Annotated in this window: 16 protein-coding genes; 10 read left to right on the top strand and 6 right to left on the bottom strand. The window is 65.7% G+C overall.

The window, feature by feature from the left end; all coding sequences use genetic code 11:
• Positions 1-27: 27 nt before the first annotated feature.
• Positions 28-1,209: an acetyl-CoA C-acetyltransferase gene (locus B4I46_RS19460; protein ID WP_043861216.1), complete on the top strand. Its 1,182-nt coding sequence runs from the start codon at positions 28-30 to the stop codon at positions 1,207-1,209.
• A 111-nt stretch (positions 1,210-1,320) separates the two neighbouring features.
• On the opposite strand, the gene B4I46_RS19455 is transcribed toward B4I46_RS19460, so the two are convergent.
• From B4I46_RS19455 to B4I46_RS19445, 3 genes are read right to left on the bottom strand one after another with little or no spacing between them, the layout of a single operon-like run.
• On the bottom strand, positions 1,321-2,112 hold the full coding sequence (locus B4I46_RS19455; RefSeq protein ID WP_286901404.1) for a transglutaminase family protein: 792 nt from the start codon (positions 2,110-2,112) through the stop codon (positions 1,321-1,323).
• Positions 2,109-3,059, bottom strand: a complete 951-nt coding sequence (locus tag B4I46_RS19450) for an alpha-E domain-containing protein (RefSeq protein ID WP_043861214.1) — start codon at positions 3,057-3,059, stop codon at positions 2,109-2,111. Before B4I46_RS19450 ends, B4I46_RS19455 begins: the two co-directional genes overlap by 4 nt.
• 3 nt (positions 3,060-3,062) lie before the next feature.
• Positions 3,063-4,472: a circularly permuted type 2 ATP-grasp protein gene (locus B4I46_RS19445; RefSeq protein WP_043861213.1), complete on the bottom strand. Its 1,410-nt coding sequence runs from the start codon at positions 4,470-4,472 to the stop codon at positions 3,063-3,065.
• 302 nt (positions 4,473-4,774) lie between these two features.
• Between B4I46_RS19445 and B4I46_RS19440 the strand changes: the two genes are divergently transcribed.
• The gene (locus B4I46_RS19440) at positions 4,775-5,656 is read left to right on the top strand and encodes a bile acid:sodium symporter family protein (RefSeq protein ID WP_054914467.1); all 882 of its coding nucleotides are present in this window, start codon (positions 4,775-4,777) and stop codon (positions 5,654-5,656) included.
• A 90-nt stretch (positions 5,657-5,746) separates the two neighbouring features.
• On the opposite strand, the gene B4I46_RS19435 is transcribed toward B4I46_RS19440, so the two are convergent.
• A complete protein-coding gene (locus B4I46_RS19435) occupies positions 5,747-7,012 on the bottom strand; it encodes an NTP/NDP exchange transporter (protein ID WP_054914466.1) in 1,266 nt (421 codons plus the stop codon).
• Positions 7,012-7,932, bottom strand: coding sequence for an aldo/keto reductase (locus B4I46_RS19430; RefSeq protein WP_286901402.1), 921 nt, complete (start codon positions 7,930-7,932; stop codon positions 7,012-7,014). The genes B4I46_RS19435 and B4I46_RS19430 overlap by 1 nt, the downstream gene beginning before the upstream one ends.
• Positions 7,933-8,062: 130 nt before the next feature.
• Between B4I46_RS19430 and B4I46_RS19425 the strand changes: the two genes are divergently transcribed.
• Genes B4I46_RS19425 through B4I46_RS19410 form a run of 4 tightly spaced genes read left to right on the top strand, consistent with a single transcriptional unit; the run spans position 8,063 to position 11,517 of the window.
• A complete protein-coding gene (locus B4I46_RS19425) occupies positions 8,063-8,662 on the top strand; it encodes a paraquat-inducible protein A (protein ID WP_043860615.1) in 600 nt (199 codons plus the stop codon).
• Positions 8,659-9,291, top strand: a complete 633-nt coding sequence (locus tag B4I46_RS19420) for a paraquat-inducible protein A (RefSeq protein ID WP_043860614.1) — start codon at positions 8,659-8,661, stop codon at positions 9,289-9,291. Before B4I46_RS19425 ends, B4I46_RS19420 begins: the two co-directional genes overlap by 4 nt.
• Entirely contained in the window at positions 9,284-10,939 is a 1,656-nt protein-coding gene (locus tag B4I46_RS19415; RefSeq protein WP_078481192.1) for an intermembrane transport protein PqiB, read from the top strand. Before B4I46_RS19420 ends, B4I46_RS19415 begins: the two co-directional genes overlap by 8 nt.
• A 17-nt stretch (positions 10,940-10,956) precedes the next feature.
• Complete coding sequence (locus B4I46_RS19410; RefSeq protein WP_286901400.1) at positions 10,957-11,517, top strand: PqiC family protein; 561 nt, start codon at positions 10,957-10,959, stop codon at positions 11,515-11,517.
• Positions 11,518-11,535: 18 nt separating this feature from the next.
• Here the strand turns inward: B4I46_RS19410 and B4I46_RS19405 are convergent, their stop codons facing one another.
• On the bottom strand, positions 11,536-13,233 hold the full coding sequence (locus B4I46_RS19405; RefSeq protein ID WP_286901398.1) for a sulfatase-like hydrolase/transferase: 1,698 nt from the start codon (positions 13,231-13,233) through the stop codon (positions 11,536-11,538).
• A gap of 408 nt (positions 13,234-13,641) precedes the next feature.
• On the opposite strand from B4I46_RS19405, the gene B4I46_RS19400 reads away from it, so the two are divergent.
• Genes B4I46_RS19400 through B4I46_RS19385 form a run of 4 tightly spaced genes read left to right on the top strand, consistent with a single transcriptional unit; the run spans position 13,642 to position 17,464 of the window.
• On the top strand, positions 13,642-14,994 hold the full coding sequence (locus B4I46_RS19400) for a UDP-glucose dehydrogenase family protein (protein WP_196932196.1): 1,353 nt from the start codon (positions 13,642-13,644) through the stop codon (positions 14,992-14,994).
• Positions 14,991-16,073: an NAD-dependent epimerase gene (locus B4I46_RS19395; protein WP_043860609.1), complete on the top strand. Its 1,083-nt coding sequence runs from the start codon at positions 14,991-14,993 to the stop codon at positions 16,071-16,073. The genes B4I46_RS19400 and B4I46_RS19395 overlap by 4 nt, the downstream gene beginning before the upstream one ends.
• Positions 16,070-16,816 carry a sugar transferase gene (locus B4I46_RS19390; RefSeq protein ID WP_043860608.1) on the top strand — a complete coding sequence of 249 codons (747 nt, stop codon included), beginning with the start codon at positions 16,070-16,072 and terminating at the stop codon, positions 16,814-16,816. Before B4I46_RS19395 ends, B4I46_RS19390 begins: the two co-directional genes overlap by 4 nt.
• Positions 16,817-17,464, top strand: a complete 648-nt coding sequence (locus B4I46_RS19385; RefSeq protein WP_043860607.1) for a CpsD/CapB family tyrosine-protein kinase — start codon at positions 16,817-16,819, stop codon at positions 17,462-17,464. It begins immediately after the preceding gene.
• Positions 17,465-17,476 lie beyond the last annotated feature (12 nt).

The following is a 17,476-nucleotide window of genomic DNA, read 5'->3' as shown; positions in this document are numbered from 1 at the left end:
CTGGACCACTAACAAGGAGAATATTCCATGCAAGACGTCGTCATTGTCGCGGCCACTCGTACCGCCATCGGCAGTTTCCAGGGTTCGCTGGCCGCCATCCCGGCCCCGGAGCTGGGCGCAGCGGTGATCCGCCGCCTGCTGGAGCAGACCGGGCTGGCCGGCAGCGAAGTGGATGAGGTGATTCTGGGCCAGGTGCTCACCGCCGGCAGCGGCCAGAACCCTGCGCGCCAGGCCGCGATCAAGGCCGGCCTGCCCCATGCGGTACCGGCCCTGACCCTGAACAAGGTCTGCGGCTCGGGCCTCAAGGCCCTGCACCTGGGCGCCCAGGCGATCCGCTGTGGCGACGCCGAGGTGATCATCGCCGGCGGCATGGAGAACATGAGCCTGGCCCCCTACGTGCTGCCTGCCGCGCGTACCGGCCTGCGCATGGGCCATGCCAGCATGATCGACAGCATGATCAGCGACGGCCTGTGGGATGCCTTCAACGACTACCACATGGGCATCACCGCCGAGAACCTGGTGGACAAGTACGCCATCACCCGTGAGGCCCAGGACGCCTTTGCCGCCGCCTCGCAGCAAAAGGCCTGCGCGGCCATCGAGGCCGGCCGCTTTGCCGACGAGATCACCCCGATCCAGATCCCGCAGCGCAAGGGTGAGCCGCTGGTGTTCGCCACCGACGAACAGCCCCGCGCCGGCACCACCGCCGAGTCGCTGGCCAAGCTCAAGCCGGCGTTCAAGAAGGACGGCAGCGTGACGGCGGGCAACGCCTCGAGCCTCAACGACGGCGCAGCGGCGGTGCTGCTGATGAGCGCGGCCAAGGCCAAGGCCCTGGGCCTGCCGGTACTGGCGCGCATTGCGGCCTATGCCAATGCGGGCGTGGACCCGGCGATCATGGGTATCGGCCCGGTCAGCGCGACCCGTCGCTGCCTGCAGAAGGCCGACTGGTCGCTGGATCAGCTGGACCTGATCGAAGCCAACGAAGCCTTCGCGGCCCAGGCGTTGTCGGTGGGCCAGGAGCTGGGCTGGGACGCGAGCAAGGTCAACGTCAACGGCGGCGCGATTGCCCTGGGCCACCCGATCGGTGCCTCGGGTTGCCGGGTGCTGGTGTCGTTGCTGCACGAGATGATCAAGCGTGATGCGAAGAAGGGCCTGGCAACCCTGTGCATCGGTGGTGGGCAGGGTGTGGCGTTGGCCATCGAGCGCGCCTGACCCTCGATCTGCAGCGCCTCGTCGCGGGTCAAGCCCGCTCCCACAGGATTGCCGTGGCCCCTGTGGGAGCGGGCTTGACCCGCGATGGCGTCGACACATTGCATCGCCTGGCTACTGCACCTGCACCATCAGTTCCACCTGCACCTTGGCCAGCATGTGCTCCATCCCCCCGCCCCGGCGCATTCCGCGCACCGGGCACGCATCCAGGTAATCCAGCCCCACCGCCAGCTTCAGGTGGCGCTCGGGCCTGGCCAGCCGATTGGTGATATCGAAACTGTACCAGCCCTCCCCCAGCCAGGCTTCGGCCCAGGCATGGCTGGCAAGGTGCGTGGCGTCCTCGGTGCACAGGTAGCCCGACACGTAGCGCGCCGGGATACCCAGGCTGCGCACACAGGCCAGAAACGCATGGGTATGGTCCTGGCAAACCCCCGCCTGCCTGGCGAACGACTCGGCCGCGGTAGTGCCCACCTCGGTCGCGCCGGGGCTGTAAGGCATGTGCTCGGCCAGCGCATTCATCAGCTCGATCAGCGCCGCCCTGTCGCGCCGCTCGCCGCAATGCTGTGCGGCAAACGCCAGCAGCGCATCGTCGGCGGCGGTCAGCGGGCTGCTGCGCAGAAACGGCAGCGGTGACTGCAGGTCCGGCTCCACCTCGCGGGTGGGGTCGATCTCCACCTGGCCGTGGGCGCACAGCACGATCTCGCCGTGGGGCTCGTCCAGGGTCAGTACATGCAGCACGTTGCCATAGGGGTCGAGCTGGCTGCGCACCTTGCGCGGCATGTCCACCTGCCAGTCGATGACCCGCTGGCGCTCGCTGTCCTGGGGCGTGAGGCGCAGGAACTGGATGCTGGTGCACACCTCGTTGGCATAGCTGTAGGTGGTGTCGTGGCGAATGGACAGTTTCATACCACCTCCAGGTAGGCGTCGTGAATGGCCTGGCCCAGGTCGCGTACCTGATCGATGAACTCGATCAGCCAGGCGTGCAGGCCTGCATCGAGGATCTCGTCGATGCCGGTGTAGCGCAGGCGAGCGTTGAGGCCGGCGGCCAGGCGCTGCGCCGGGCGGCCGTTGATGCCGGGCAGGTTGGACAGCTCAAGGTCCAGCTCCTGGATGCAGGCATGCAGCGAGCGCGGCACCTCGGCGCGCAACAGCAGCATTTCCGAAACCTGCTCGGCGTTCGGTGCGTTGCGGTAGATCTCGTTGAAAGCCTCGAACGACGACAGGGCGCGCAGCAAGGCGCTCCACTGGTAGTAGCCACGGGCCGACTTGTCGCTGACCTCCTCCGACTCCTCGCCAAACATCTCGTAGCGTGCATCCAGCAGGCGCAAGGTGTTGTCGGCACGTTCGATGAAGGTGCCCAGGCGAATGAAGCCATAGGCCTCGTTGCGCATGATGGTGCCCGAGGTGGCCCCGCGAAACAGGTGCGAACGCTCCCGCACCCATTCGCAGAACTGGCTGATGCCGTAGCGGCCCAGGCCGTTGCCGGCAATGGCGCGCATCTCCAGCCAGGTGGCATTGATGTTCTCCCACATGTCGGCGGTGATGCGCCCGCGCACGGCGTGGGCATTGCTGCGCGCCGCACGCAGGCAACAGTAGATGCTGCCGGGGTTGGCCTCGTCCAGGGCAAAGAAGTGCAGCATGTGCTCGGTGTCGAGCGCGCCGTGGCGGGCCTTGTAGTCTTCCAGCGTGCCGGCCGCCAGCAGCGACATGGCCAGCTCCGCGTGGCCGTCGCTGCGCCCGGCCTGGGGCATCAGCGACAGCGAATAGCTCACTTCGAGCATGCGCGCGAGGTTTTCCGCGCGCTCCAGGTAACGCGACATCCAGTAGAGGTCTGCAGCGGTTCTTGAAAGCATGGTTCAGTCCTCCACCACCCAGGTGTCCTTGGTACCGCCGCCCTGCGACGAGTTGACCACCAGCGAGCCTTCGCGCAGCGCCACCCGCGTGAGGCCGCCGGGCACCAGGCGGGTCTGGCTGCCCGACAGCACGAACGGGCGCAGGTCGATATGGCGCGGGGCGATGCCGCTTTCGACAAAGGTCGGGCAGGTGGACAGGCACAAGGTGGGCTGGGCGATGTAGTCCTGCGGGCGAGCCTTGAGGCGCAGGCGGAACGCTTCGATCTGCGCTGCCGTCGACGCCGGCCCCACCAGCATGCCGTAGCCGCCCGAACCCTGGGTTTCCTTGACCACCAGGTGCTCCAGGTTGGCCAGCACATGGGACAGCTCGGCCGGCTTGCGGCACTGCCAGGTGGGCACGTTCTTCAGGATCGGCGCTTCGTCCAGGTAGAAGCGGATCATCTCGCCCACGTAGGGGTAGATCGACTTGTCGTCCGCCACCCCGGTGCCGACCGCATTGGCCAGCACCACGTTGCCCAGGCGGTAGGCGGCAATCAGGCCGGGCACCCCGAGCATCGACTCAGGGTTGAAGGTCAACGGGTCGAGGAAGGCGTCATCCAGCCGGCGGTAGATCACGTCCACCGGCTGGGGGCCGCAGGTGGTGCGCATGAACACGCGGTCGTCACGCACGAACAGGTCGGCGCCTTCCACCAGTTCCACCCCCATTTCGCGGGCCAGGAACGCATGCTCGAAGTACGCACTGTTGAAGCGCCCCGGGGTCAGCACCACCACCGTGGGGTTGTCCAGCGGGCTGGCGCTCCTGAGCGTGTCGAGCAGCAGGTTGGGGTAATGGTCGATGGGCGCGATGCGCTGGGCGGCGAACAGCTCGGGGAACAGGCGCATCATCATTTTGCGGTCTTCGAGCATGTAGCTCACGCCGCTGGGGGTGCGCAGGTTGTCCTCGAGCACGTAGTAGCTGCCGTCGCCATCGCGCACCAGGTCCACCCCCGCGATATGCGCATAGAGGCCCCGGTGCAGCCCCAGGCCACGCATGGCCACCTGGTAGCCCTCGTTGGCCAGCACCTGCTCGGCCGGGATGATGCCGGCCTTGAGAATGCGCTGCTCATGGTAGATATCGGCCAGGAACATGTTCAGTGCCTGCACCCGCTGGATGCAGCCACGCTCGATCACCTGCCATTCGCTGGCCTTGATGCTGCGCGGAATGATGTCGAACGGGATCAGGCGTTCGGTGCCCTGCTCGTCACCGTAGAGCGTGAAGGTGATGCCTGCGCGGTGGAACAGCAGGTCGGCTTCGCGGCGGCGTTGCGCCAGCAGTTCCAGCGGCGTGTCCGCCAGCCAGCGGGCAAACTCGCGGTAATGCGGGCGACACTGGCCCCCTGCGGCATACATTTCATCAAAAAAAGCTCCGGACATACCCCACTCCTCGCCGTGTTCGTAACGGCTTCTTCTAATTGGCTGCTGTCTTCCAGTACCCGGGCCTTTCAACAGACTTTAGCAAGGGCTGTGCCCAACGCCCGGGAATCGCTCTGTCACGCCCCTTGAGCGCGGCAAGCGACCCGAGCGGTGCATGCATTTGCCCCATAACGGTGCGCACAACCTGCCCGGTGCCCGCTGCGCACCTTTTCGTAAAGACTTGTATCTACGGGGCCTCCCCAGCAGCACATGGCGATCTGGTGGCCTAGAATGCCGACACCTCTTTTCTGCGAGTTGCTGCCATGACCGCTTCGCCATTGCTGACCGCCTTCCTGCCCGTTGCGCTGGGCATCATCATGTTCGGCCTGGGGCTTTCGCTGACCCTGGCCGACTTCGCCCGAGTGGTGAAATACCCCAAGCCGGTGGTCATCGGCCTGGTGTGCCAGATCCTGCTGCTGCCCTTCATCTGCTTTCTGATTGCCAACGGTTTTGGCCTGGCACCGGCCCTGGCGGTCGGCCTGATGCTGCTGGCGGCCTCACCCGGTGGCACCACCGCCAACCTGTTCAGCCACCTGGCGCACGGTGACGTGGCGCTCAACATCACGCTGACGGCGGTGAACTCGCTGATCGCGATCCTGACCATGCCGCTGCTGGTCAACCTGTCGCTGAGCTACTTCATGAGCGCCGACCAGGCCATCCCGCTGCAATTCGCCAAGGTGCTGCAGGTGTTTGCCATCGTGCTGGTGCCGGTGGCACTGGGCATGCTGGTGCGGCGCCTGACCCCGGCCTTCGCGGCGCGCATGGAGAAACCGATGAAGCTGGTGGCGGCGCTGTTCCTGGCCGGCACGGTGATGCTGGCGCTGATGAAAGACTGGGCCACCGTGGTCGAGTACGCGCCCCTGGTAGGCGCAGCCGCGCTGTTGTTCAACCTGGTGAGCCTGGGGCTGGGCTACTATGTGCCGCGGATACTGAAGATTCCGAAGCGCCAGGCCATCGCCATTGGCATGGAGATCGGCATCCACAACGGTACGCTGGCGATTGCACTGGCGCTGAGCCCGACCCTGCTCAACAACTCGACCATGGCCATTCCGGCGGCGCTGTACAGCCTGATCATGTTCTTTACCGCCGCCGGGTTTGGCTGGTGGGTGAGCCGCAACCCGGAACCGGTGGCAGTGCTCGACTGACTGCACGGCAAGGCCGGCTGCTACGGGGTTCTGTGAACGGCGCAACCCCCTGTAGGAGCCGGCCTTGCCGGCGAAGCAAGCCAACACCGTTCAATTGCGTTGCTCCAATCGCCGCTGCCGTCTGCCCAGCCAGCCCCCGGTAGCCGCCCACCCCAGCGCAATCCCCGCCCCGATCAGCATCGCCAGTTGCGGGTGCTCACCCAGCACATCCAGCCCGCGCTTGACCCAGCCACTGAGCGCATCGCCACCGCGATAGACCACCGTGTCGATGAAGTTCTTGGCGCGGTACTTCTGCTCGGCCGGCAGCACGGTGTACAGCATCTCGCGCCCCGGCCGTACCAGCGCATACTCCCCCGCACGGCGCACCACCATCACCACCACGAACACCGCAAACACCGGGGCCAGGGCCAGCCACAGGAAGCCGGCCACCATCACCAGCGGCACCGCCACCAGCAACACGCCCACCCCCATGCGCCGCGCGATGCGCCCTGTGAAAAACAACTGGGTGAGGATCGCCAGCGCCTGCACCACGGTGTCGATCAGGCCGAACACCTGGGTCTGGCGGGTGCGGTCGGTAAAGGTCTGTGCCACCAACCGCGCCTGCTCGAAGTACAGGAAGGTACTGATGCTGGCCAGCAGCACCACGAACAGCGCCAGCATCAACAGGTAGGGCGAGCGCAGCACCTCGCCGGCCCCAGCGAACGGGTTGCCGCCCAGCGGCCGGGAGCGCGGGTGTTCGGCCTCCGCCGGCAAGGGCGCACGGTCGCGCCAGCGCTGCAGGTAGGTTGCCGCGCCGATGCTGCCCAGCAGAAACAGCGTGGCCAGCAACACCAGCCCGGCATGCCCGACCACGCCCACCAGCAGGGTACCCAGTATCGGCCCCACCAGCCCGCCCAGGCTCGCACCGGCTGCCAGCAAACCGAACAGGCGCTTTGCCTGCTCGTTGCTGAACAGGTCGGCCAGTACGCTCCAGGCCAGCGAGATGCTCAGCAGGTTGAACACCGACAGCCAGATGTAGAACGCCCGGGCCACCCACAGGTTGTCGGGCTGCACCGCGAACACCAGGGCGAAGGCCAGCAGGTTGCTTGCCAGAAAGCCGTAGGTCCAGGGCAGGATCCTGCGCCGCCGGGCCCGCGCCACCACCCAGCCGAACAGCGGCAATGCCAGCAAGGTGACGATGAAGGTGCCAGTGAACAGCCATTGCAGGTTGTCGACGCCGCCGGCCACCCCCATGGTCTCGCGTACCGGTCGCAGCATGAAATAGCCGGCGAACAGCAGGAAGAACAGCGCAAGGCCGCCCACCACCGCCGGGGTTTCGTCGTCGTGAAAGGTGAACAGCCGGCCCAGCAGGCGCATCAGCCGAACATCTTGATCAGCGCCTGCTGCCGGGCCGTGTCGAGCAACGCGCCACTGCCCGCCTTGAGCTGGTCGCGTTGACGGTCCGGGCGGCTGGTGGCCGGGATCACGGTCGTCACTGCCGGGTGACTGAGGGCAAATTTGAGAAACAGCTGCGCCCAGCTGCCGATGCCGGCTTCGCCGGCCCAGCCCGGCAACGGCTGGCCCTTGACCCTGGCAAACAGCCTGCCGTCGTCGAAGGCGCGGTTGATCAGCACCGCCACGCCCTTGTCCTGTGCCAGCGGCAGCACCGTGCGCGCGGCGCCAGGTGCATTCACCGAATAGTGGATCTGGATGAAGTCCAGCGGCTCGCGGCGCAGGATGCGCTCCAGTTCGTCCAGCCCGCCATCGGTGTAATGGGTAACGCCCACGTAACGGCTCTTGCCCTGGGCCTTGAGTTCACGGGCGTAGGGCAGCTGGCGCTGCCAGTCGCGCAGGTTGTGCACCTGCAGCAGATCGACCTTGTCGGTGCGCAGGCTGCGCAGCGTCTGGGCCCATTGCGCCTGCGCCGCAGCCTGGCTGTCGGCGGCGATCTTGGTGGCCAGGAAGGTGCGCTCGCGCCAACCGCCCTCCTCCAGCAACTGGCCCAGTATCGCGTCGGCGCCGCCATAGTTGGGCGAGGTATCGATGACCCGGCCGCCACCATCGAAGAACACCTGCAGCACCGCTTTGAGCTGCTGGTACTCGGGGGAACCCGCCGTCACCTCGAAACTGCCCGAGGTGCCGGCGCCGATCACCGGCAAGGCCTCGCCGGTGGACGGCACCTTGCGCTCGAGCAGCGCCGTGTGGGGCTGCGCCAGGGCGTGCGGGCGGCTCAGCAGCAGCCCCAGGCCAGCGGCCAGGGCAGCACTGGTGGCGAGAAAACGGCGACGCGTAGGCATGCGCAGGCCTCCTGCAAAGCGGCGTTGGAAGGGGTCAAAGGGTCAAGCATAGACCATGGCCCAACGGCGCCGATTTGCTCAATTGCCATGCGCTTCTATATTGAGCTAGTCCCTGTTGCGAGTGCCAAGCGTGGCCAGCACCGATCGGTTGATCATCTGCGAACACTGCGACTGCGTGTATGAACGGGTCGAGCTCGCCAAACACCAGAAAGCGCTATGCCTGCGTTGCGGCGCCGTGCTGCAGCGCCATAACGGCCTGGATGTACAGCAGCGCCTGGCGCTGAGCCTCACTGCAGCGATCCTGTGGATGTTCGCCAACTTCTACCCGGTGATGAGCATCAGCCTGCAAGGCCTGCACAACAGCGCCACGTTATGGGACTCGGTGCGCGCCCTGGCCACCGGGCCGATCACCTTCATCGCCCTGGTGGCCGCCATCGCGATCATCATCGCGCCGATGTTCCAGCTGTTGCTGCTGCTGTGGGTGCTGGTGCATGCCCTGGGCCGACGCCGCTCGCCGGCCTTCAGCCTGTGCATGCGCTGGCTGGAAACCCTGCGCCCGTGGAGCATGCTGGAGGTGTGCCTGCTGGGGTCGATGGTGGCGGTGTTCAAGCTGGCCGGGCTGCTCGATGTGCTGCCAGGCCTGGGGTTGATCGCCCTGGCCGCCCTGAGCCTGCTGATGATCCGCCTGGCCGGGCGCGATATCCGCGACCTGTGGGTGTACCTGTCTTGAACGCGCCGCCGCTGGCCAGCGAGCTGGGCCTGGTGCTGTGCCATGCCTGCGGGCTGGCCTGCGACAACCGCGACCACCCCACCCAGTGCCCTCGCTGCGCAGCGCCGCTGCATGAGCGCAAGCCCGAGTCGCTGACCCGAACCTGGGCGTACCTGATCGCCGCCCTGGTGTTCTACATCCCGGCCAACCTGCTGCCGGTGATGAACACCAAGCTGTTCGGTGCCGGCGACGACAGCACCATCATGAGCGGCGTGCTCGAGTTCTGGGCCCATGGCTCATGGGACATCGCACTGATCATCTTCATCGCCAGCATCGCGGTGCCGGCCACCAAGTTCGTGGCCCTGGGCCTGCTGCTGGTGACGGTGCAGCGCGGCAGTACCTGGGCCCAGCGCCAGCGTTCGAAGCTGTTCCGCTTCGTCGAGCTGATCGGCTACTGGTCGATGCTCGATGTGATCGTGGTGGCGCTGGTTGCCGCGCTGGTCAAGTTCCAGGCCCTGGGCGACATCGAGCCGCGCCTGGGCATTCTGTTTTTCGGCATGGTGGTGGTGTTCACCATGCTCGCGGCCATGAGCTTCGACCCCCGCCTGATCTGGCAACCGCCCAACGGCAAGGAACCCGCGCATGAGTGAAGACAGCAACCACAGCGCGGCACAACCGGCCCGCCCGGCGGTGCAGACCCGGCGCTTCAGCGTGTCGCTGGTGTGGATCGTGCCGATCGTGGCAGTGCTGGTGGGCATCTCGCTGGTGGTGCACAACTGGCTGCAGGAAGGCCCCAGTATCCAGGTCACCTTCAAGACCGGACAGGGGCTGGAGGCCAACAAGACAGCAGTGAAGTACCGCAACGTGGTGATCGGCCAGGTCAGCGAAGTGGAGCTCAGCCAGGACCAGAAGAGCGTCACCGCCACCATCAAGCTGGTCAAGCAGGCCGAGAACTTCACCCGCCAGGACTCGCTGTTCTGGGTGGTGCGCCCGCGCATCGGTGCGGGCGGCGTAACGGGTATCGACACGCTGTTCTCCGGTGACTTCATCGGCGCCGATGCCGGGCAGTCGGACACCCGCGCCAAGACCTTCACCGGCCTGGAGACACCACCGCCAATCACCTACGGCGAACCCGGCAAGCGCTTCAACCTGCATGCCTCCGACCTCGGCTCGCTGGGCGTCGGCTCGCCGGTGTACTACCGCAAGATCCAGGTCGGCCAGGTGGTGTCGTACGCGCTGGACGCCAACGGCAAAGGGGTCAATGTCGAAGTGTTCGTGCACGCCCCCAACGATGCCTTCGTCACCGACAACACGCGGTTCTGGAACGCCAGCGGCGTGGATGTCGAGGTGGGTGCCAACGGCTTTGCCCTGCGCACCGAGTCGCTGTCGTCGCTGATGGTCGGCGGCGTGGCCTTCAGGGCCCCGGACTACAGCCCCGACGACCAGCCGGCAGCCGAGGACAAGACCTTCGAGCTGTTCGACGACCGCCCCGCAGCCCTCGCCCCGCCGGCGGGCAAGGCGCAGTACCTGGCGCTGCGCTTCGACCAGTCGCTGCGCGGGCTCAAGGTGGGCGCACCGGTGGAGTTCCTGGGCATGGAATTCGGCCGGGTAGTCGCCATCAACCTCGACTTCGACGCCAAGACCCGCACTTTTCCGGTGAATGTGGGCATCGTGATCTACCCGCAACGCCTGGGCCAGGCGCATACCAAGATGCTCAAGGTGCTCAATCACAACCCTGACGATGAACAGGCCGGCGTCCGCCTGATGGGCACCTTCATCGACAACGGCCTGCGCGCCCAGGCCCGCAGCGGCAACCTGTTGACCGGGCAGTTGTACATCGCCCTGGATTTCTACCCCAAGGCGCCCAAGGTGACCTTCGACCCGACCGCGCGCCCCATCACCATCCCGACCATCCCCAGCAGCCTGGAGCAACTGCAGGAGCAGTTCCAGGCCATGGTCGAGAAGATCAACAAGCTGCCCATCGAACGCATCGCCGGCAACCTTGACGCCAACCTGGTGGAGCTGCGCAAGGCGCTCAAGCAGTTCAATGGCAAGACCCTGCCCGGCATCGAGGGCACCCTGCAGGACATGAGCACCACGCTCAAGAGTGCCAATGCGACCCTGGCCGACGACTCGCCACAGCGCGAGCAGCTGTCGCAGACCCTGGACGACCTGGGCCGCATGACCCGCTCGATGCGCGAGCTGGCCGACTACCTCAAGCGCAATCCCGAGTCGCTGCTGCGCGGGCGGCCCGACAATGCCCCTGCCGATGCCTTGCAACCTTCCTCGCGCCAATGAGCACTGGAGCCCGCCCCATGACCTATCTGCTCAAACCTTCGCTGCTTGGCATCGCGCTGTTGCTGGCGGCCTGTCGCAGCGAGCCGGTGCACTACCACACCCTGGTGCCTGCGCAGCTGCAGGCCGGGGCGACCCGTGCGGTAGACGTACGCATAGAGTCCATCAGCGTGCCGCCCCAGGTCGACCGCGAGCAGATCGTCGTGCGTCAGGGCGACAGCGGCCTGGCGGTGCTCGACAGTGAATGGTGGGGCGCCAGCCTGGTGGATGAACTGCGCAGCGCCTTGAGCGGCCAGCTCAACAGCAATGCACCGCGCACCCTGGGCCTGCGCCTGGAGGTGCAGCGCTTCGACTCGGTACCCGGGCAATACGCCCTGATGGAGGCGCGCTGGCGCCTGCGTACGCTGGGCGGCGATGCCAACCGCCCCGCCCTGCGCTGCCACAGCCTGGTACGCAGTGCGGCGGGCACCGGGATCGCCGAGCTGGTGGCAGCCCAGCAACGCAACGTGGCGCGTCTTGCAGGGCTGATAGCCCAGGCGGCCGATGACACCCGGGCCGGGTGCCCGGCCTCCGGGTCCTGAGGCATCGGCCCGGTCAACTCACTGGGCCGTGCCCACCGGCATGCCCTGCGGCCCCGGTGTGACCACCACGTCCAGGTCGATATGCTTGAACTCGGGCTTGGCACCAAGGCGTGCATTGAAGCGGTAGTTGAAACTGAACGGATCGTTGGTCGGCACGTTGAGTGCGTGTCCGTAGATCGGCTCGACCGCCGCGGCGTCATACCCCAGCAACTGCAGCAGCGTGGGGAAGATGTTGTAGTGGCTGGAGCGGTCCTTGTTGGTCGCCAGTTGCGCCTGCCAGTCCAGGGTCTTCAGGCCCTGGCCCTGGATCACCACCAGCGGCACCAGGCCCTCTTCCTCCACCGGGTTCTCGCCGCAGTGGGTGTTGAGCCCCGGGTTGCCGCGCTCATGCAGGTCCTGGCCATGGTCGGAGGTGTAGATGATCACCGCCTGGCTCAGGTCGGCCTGGGCAAACAGGCGCTTGAAGAATTCGCCCACGCTCCACAGCACGCTGTTCTTGTACGAGTTGCGGTACAGCACCCAGTCCTGCGGGGTACCACTGAACCCATCGCGCTGACCGGTATCGGCGATGTCGGCATAGTGGCCCCGCGGCAACGCCGGCGTGTAGGTCATGAACGCATCCGGGTACTTGTCGTGCACCGGAAAATGCACCCCCACCTTGTTGATCACGATCAGTTGCGGCTTGCCGTCGCCCAGCAGCTCCACGAGCTTTTGCAGTGCGGCCATGTCGCGGTCGCGCACCGGGGTGGTGTCGAACTGGATGAACTGGTCGATGTCGCGCTTTTCGGTGGCATCCATCAGGTTCTGCAGGTTGCCGCCGGTGCGCTGGCTGTCGATGTAGACGGTGGCAAGCCCGGCCTGTTTGGCGTACTGCCAGATCGACGGCAGGGTCGAGTTGATGCGCAGGTAATCGCTGCGGGTGCCGCCGTAGCGCAGCGTGACGTTGGTGTCGGCGCTGCAATTGGCGATGGAGGCGGCATAGCCGTAGTTGAAGATGCTGGCCCCCGGCTGGGGGTGGGTGAGGTTGCTGGTGACCCCGTTGGGGGTATTGAGGTCCAGGTAGTTGCCCGAAACGCTCTCGTCGATGATCAGCACGATATCGCGCGCCAATGGCGGGCCGCTGCGCGCCAGCGTCACTGGCTGGCGCGGGCCCACGCTGTCGTGCAGCGATTCGTAGAGGAACAGGTTCAGGTAGGCCAGCGGCGTGTACATCACCGGCAGGCCGCGTGCGCCCTCGCCGGCACGCACGAACAGGATGCCGGTCAACAGCGCCAGGCCCAGCAGCGGTGCGGCCCACGCCAGGGTGCCGGGCAGCCGCTGCACCGGGTCCGGGCGCAGGCCCAGCCCCAGCAGCAACAGCAGCCCCTTGGCCGCGACCCCCAGGATCACGCTGTGGTACTGCTCAAGCGCCTCGCCGATGAACCCACCCGAATACACCATCGAAACGAAGGCGCTGTAGGTGAGGTATTCGGCGGTTATGCGCGTATAGGCGTCGAAAAACACCGCGCTGGCACAGAACCCCACTGCAAACAGCCAGCGCACCAGGCCCTGGCGTATGTTCGCGCACAGCCACAGGGCAGCCACCAGCAGCACGAATACACCGGCATACAACACCAGTGCCACCCCCAGCCCGATCGCCTCGAGACGCTCGAGGTAGTACGCATGGAAACTCAGAAGGTAGACCAGCAGCAACAGTCCCTTGATGTAAACGCGCATGACTTCCCCGCCAGAAATGTTTCCCCCCAGCCCACTGAGGTTTCCCACACGGTAGCAGGATGCCGACAAAGCGCAAACCACAGTTTGTCAAAAAAATGACGAAATGCAGGGCGCCGATTATGGCGCTTTTTAAGCGGGAATCTGATGCATTCGCGAAACAACCCACATTCCACGAGCCACGTTTTACGCGGGCTACGACCGTTCATCGCATTGACAACCGGCCAAGTGCCAGCCCATTTCGACGCTAAGGTACGGATTGGAAAAGGGTTGATGGCAAAACAGTGGAACTCCTACCACCTGTAACTCTACAGATACATGCCATAGGTTTGACACAAACCGGCTCAGCTGGTCTATACCGAATTCACACCCGCTGTTTCACTTTCATTACTCCATACGAGGCACGCCAGCATGGATGTGAGCGTATTTGGCACCGGTTATGTCGGACTTGTGCAAGCTGCCGCTTTGGCTGACGTAGGTCACCGGGTACTTTGTGTCGATGTAGACGCCCATAAAATCAGTCAGTTGCGACAAGGTGTTCCACCTATTCATGAGCCTGGCCTGTCGGGCATGCTCGAGGAAAACATCAAGGAAGGTCGGCTGTCGTTCAGTACCCAGGCCAGCGATGCCGTCGCCCACGCCGAGCTGATCTTCATTGCGGTCGGCACCCCACCGGACGAAGACGGCTCGGCCGACCTTTCCCACGTGCTGGGCGTCACCCGGCAGATCGCCGGCCTGATGGCGGCGCACCGCACCCTGATCATCAAGTCCACCGTGCCGGTGGGCACCGCCGACAAGGTGGCCGCGCTCGCCCGCGAGGAGCTCGACCGGCTGGGCAAGCATCAACTGCAGGTGCGGGTGGTCTCCAACCCCGAGTTTCTCAAGGAAGGCAGCGCCCTGGCCGACTGCATGCGCCCGGATCGGATCATCGTCGGTACCGCCGATGACCAGGCCCAGCAGCAGTTGTCCGAGCTGTACGCGCCGTTCTGCCGCAATCATGAAAAGCTCATGTTCATGGACAACCGCAGCGCCGAGCTGACCAAGTACGCAGCCAACGCCATGCTCGCCACGCGCATCAGCTTCATGAACGAACTGGCCAACCTCAGCGAGTTCCTCGGTGCCGACATCGAATCGGTGCGCAAGGGCATCGGCTCGGACCCACGCATCGGCTACCACTTCATCTACCCGGGCTGTGGCTTTGGCGGGTCGTGCTTCCCCAAGGACCTGCGTGCGCTGCTGCATACCGCCGAACACAGCGGCATGCCGCTGCGCCTACTGCAGAGCGTGAGCGAAATCAACGACAGCCAGCGCCAGATCCTGTTCAGCAAGCTCAAGCGCAGCTTCCCCGGCAGCCTGAAGGGCAAATCCATCGCCCTGTGGGGCCTGGCCTTCAAACCCAATACCGACGACATGCGCGAAGCCCCCAGCCGCTACCTGATGGAGGCGCTGTGGGCCGAGGGCGCCACGGTGCGCGCCTTCGACCCCGAAGCCATGGCCGAATGCCGGCGCCTGTATGGCTACCGCGACGACCTGCAACTGTGCGCCACCCGTGACGACACCCTGGAGGATGCCGATGCGCTGGTGATCTGCACCGAGTGGAAGACCTTCCGCGTGGTGGATTTCAACCTGCTGGCGCAAAAGCTGCGCGAACGCCTGATCATCGACGGACGCAACCTCTACAGCCCCGAACAGGTGGCAACCTTCGGCCTGACCTACAGCGGCATCGGCCTGCGCCAGGTACAACCGCAGGTATCGGCGCCATGAGAATACTGGTCACCGGTGCGGCCGGCTTCGTCGGCGCACACTGCACACTGCGCCTGTTGCGCGACGGCCATCAGGTCGTGGGCCTGGACAATTTCAACGACTACTACGACCCCGCGCTCAAGCAAGACCGCGTGCGCTGGGTCCAGGCCCAGGCCGGCGATTTCGACCTGCGCCGCCTGGACCTGGCCGACGGCCCAGGCATCGAGGCGCTGTTCGCCGAGTTCGCCCCCGAGGTGGTGATCCACCTGGCCGCCCAGGCCGGGGTGCGCTATTCGCTGGACAACCCGCGCGCCTACGTGGACAGCAACCTGGTGGGTTTCCTCAACATGCTCGAGGCCTGCCGCCGCCATCCGGTGCAGCACCTGCTGTATGCCTCCTCAAGCTCGGTGTACGGCAGCAACCAGCGCACACCCTATGCCGTGCAGGACGCAGTGGACCATCCGCTGTCGCTGTACGCCGCGAGCAAGAAGGCCAACGAACTGATGGCCCACAGCTACAGCCACCTGTTCGCCATCCCCACCACCGGGCTGCGCTTTTTCACCGTGTACGGCCCCTGGGGGCGCCCGGACATGTCGCCCATCCAGTTCGCCCAGGCCATCAGCCAGGGCCACCCGCTCAAGCTGTTCAACTACGGCCAGCACCAGCGCGACTTCACCTACATCGACGACATCGTCGAAAGCCTGGTGCGCCTGATCCCGCTGGCCCCGGTCAGCGACCCGGCCTGGGACCGCCTGGCCAGCGACCCGGCCAGCAGCCACGCGCCCTGGCGCATCTACAACATCGGTGGGCAACGGCCGGTGGCCCTGACCGACTACGTGGCGCTGCTGGAAAAACACCTGCAGCGCACCGCCCAGGTCGAGTTGCTGCCCCTGCAGCCCGGTGACGTGCTGGACACCTGCGCCGATGCCAGTGCCCTGGCCCAGGCCACCGGCTTCACCCCGTGCATCTCGCTGGACGAAGGGCTGCGCCGCTTCGTCGCCTGGTTCGTCGATTATTACGCGCACACGCCCGACGACGCTGTGCGGTCCATCGGGCAAACGCCGGTTGCCGCGCCCGAGCATCAACGGAGGGTGGTATGACAGGCCAACAGAAAAGTGCTGAAACCCAGGCCCTGCGCCAGGACAAACGCATGGACCCCAATCACCGCATGCGCATCGATGCGGCGATTCACATGCAGGGCCGTGGCTGGATGACCGGGCGCGCCGGCGGGCGGCCGTGGACGCTGTCGCGCACCAACCGCGTACTGTCGTTCATCGGTGCGCTGATGATCGTGCTGTTGATTTCACCGCTGCTGCTGGTGCTGGCCGTGCTGGTCAAGCTGAGCAGCCCCGGCCCGGTGTTCTTCGTGCAGCAGCGCACCGGCTACCGCGGGCGCAGCTTCGGCATGTACAAGTTCCGCACCATGGTCGCCAACGCCGAGGACCTCAAGGAGTCGGTGCGCCACCTGAACAAGCACGGTGCCGACGCCATCGACTTCAAGATCGACAAGGACCCGCGCGTAACCCGCATCGGCAGCTTCCTGCGGCGCAGCAGCCTGGACGAGCTGCCCAACCTGTTCAACGTGATCCGCGGCGAAATGCGCCTGGTGGGCCCTCGCCCGACCTCCTTCAACGCCTATCGCTACAAGGACAGCCACCTGGCGCGCCTGAGCATCTACCCCGGCATGACCGGCCTGTGGCAGATCTCGGGGCGCAGCAACATCGACTTCGACCAGCGGGTCGAGCTTGACCTGAGTTACATCGCCGAACAGAGCTTGAGCCTGGACCTGAAGATCCTGCTCAAGACCCCCTTCAAAGTCTTCAGCGGCCACGGAGCAAGTTGAATGGACGGTTCTACTTCGAGAAGTCTGACCATCGCCACCCCCAGCGAAACCAACCTGACGTCCACCGTGCTGGACCAGGAGCAGCGCGTGCTGCTGCTGACCGCGGCCAATACCGGCAGCGGTACCAGCACCAGTGCGCTGGCCTTCGCCAAGCAGCTGACGCTGATGAGCGGCGGACCGGTACTGCTGGTGGACAGCAGCCCTACCAGCAACAGCCTGACCCAGCAGATGGGCCTGCAGAAGCTGCCCGGCTTTCGCGACCTGCTGTTCGAGCAGGACACCCCGCCCGTGCTGCAGGACTGCCTGGTGCGGGTGTCAGACCAGCCTTTCGACATGTTGCCCTGCGGCCAGTACCGGCGTGGCAACGAACGACTTAACCCGGACCGCCTGCGTGCCCTGCTGAGCCAGCTCAGCGCGCACTACCGCTTCGTGGTCATCGACGGCGAGGCGGTGTACTCCAGCGTCGACAGCCTGGTGATCGGCACCCTGGTCGATGGCGTGATCCTGGTGGTCACCGCCGAGGACACCCGCTGGGAGGTCGCCCAGGCCGCCGCCCAGCGCCTGACCCAGGCCGGCGCCAAGCTGATCGGCAGCGTGTTCAACCGACGCCGCTACTACATGCCCAAATGGCTTTACAACAATCTCTGAGCAGCCAGGCTA

The organism is Pseudomonas sp. UBA7500 (assembly GCF_002478435.1).
Classification (GTDB): Bacteria; Pseudomonadota; Gammaproteobacteria; order Pseudomonadales; family Pseudomonadaceae; genus Aquipseudomonas; species Aquipseudomonas palmensis.
Note: the sequence above shows the minus strand (reverse complement) of the source record. Positions and strands in the feature narration are given on the sequence as shown.

Bases quoted from the DNA above. Each gene is read 5' to 3' on its own strand.
- B4I46_RS19460 (WP_043861216.1), top strand. From the start codon at position 28: ATGCAAGACGTCGTCATTGTCGCGGCCACTCGTACCGCCATCGGCAGT.
- B4I46_RS19400 (WP_196932196.1), top strand. From the start codon at position 13,642: ATGGATGTGAGCGTATTTGGCACCGGTTATGTCGGACTTGTGCAAGCT.
- B4I46_RS19410 (WP_286901400.1), top strand. From the start codon at position 10,957: ATGACCTATCTGCTCAAACCTTCGCTGCTTGGCATCGCGCTGTTGCTG.
- B4I46_RS19435 (WP_054914466.1), bottom strand. From the start codon at position 7,012: ATGCGCCTGCTGGGCCGGCTGTTCACCTTTCACGACGACGAAACCCCG.
- B4I46_RS19395 (WP_043860609.1), top strand. From the start codon at position 14,991: ATGAGAATACTGGTCACCGGTGCGGCCGGCTTCGTCGGCGCACACTGC.
- B4I46_RS19440 (WP_054914467.1), top strand. From the start codon at position 4,775: ATGACCGCTTCGCCATTGCTGACCGCCTTCCTGCCCGTTGCGCTGGGC.
- B4I46_RS19390 (WP_043860608.1), top strand. From the start codon at position 16,070: ATGACAGGCCAACAGAAAAGTGCTGAAACCCAGGCCCTGCGCCAGGAC.
- B4I46_RS19405 (WP_286901398.1), bottom strand. From the start codon at position 13,233: ATGCGCGTTTACATCAAGGGACTGTTGCTGCTGGTCTACCTTCTGAGT.
- B4I46_RS19445 (WP_043861213.1), bottom strand. From the start codon at position 4,472: ATGTCCGGAGCTTTTTTTGATGAAATGTATGCCGCAGGGGGCCAGTGT.
- B4I46_RS19385 (WP_043860607.1), top strand. From the start codon at position 16,817: ATGGACGGTTCTACTTCGAGAAGTCTGACCATCGCCACCCCCAGCGAA.
- B4I46_RS19415 (WP_078481192.1), top strand. From the start codon at position 9,284: ATGAGTGAAGACAGCAACCACAGCGCGGCACAACCGGCCCGCCCGGCG.
- B4I46_RS19430 (WP_286901402.1), bottom strand. From the start codon at position 7,932: ATGCCTACGCGTCGCCGTTTTCTCGCCACCAGTGCTGCCCTGGCCGCT.
- B4I46_RS19450 (WP_043861214.1), bottom strand. From the start codon at position 3,059: ATGCTTTCAAGAACCGCTGCAGACCTCTACTGGATGTCGCGTTACCTG.
- B4I46_RS19455 (WP_286901404.1), bottom strand. From the start codon at position 2,112: ATGAAACTGTCCATTCGCCACGACACCACCTACAGCTATGCCAACGAG.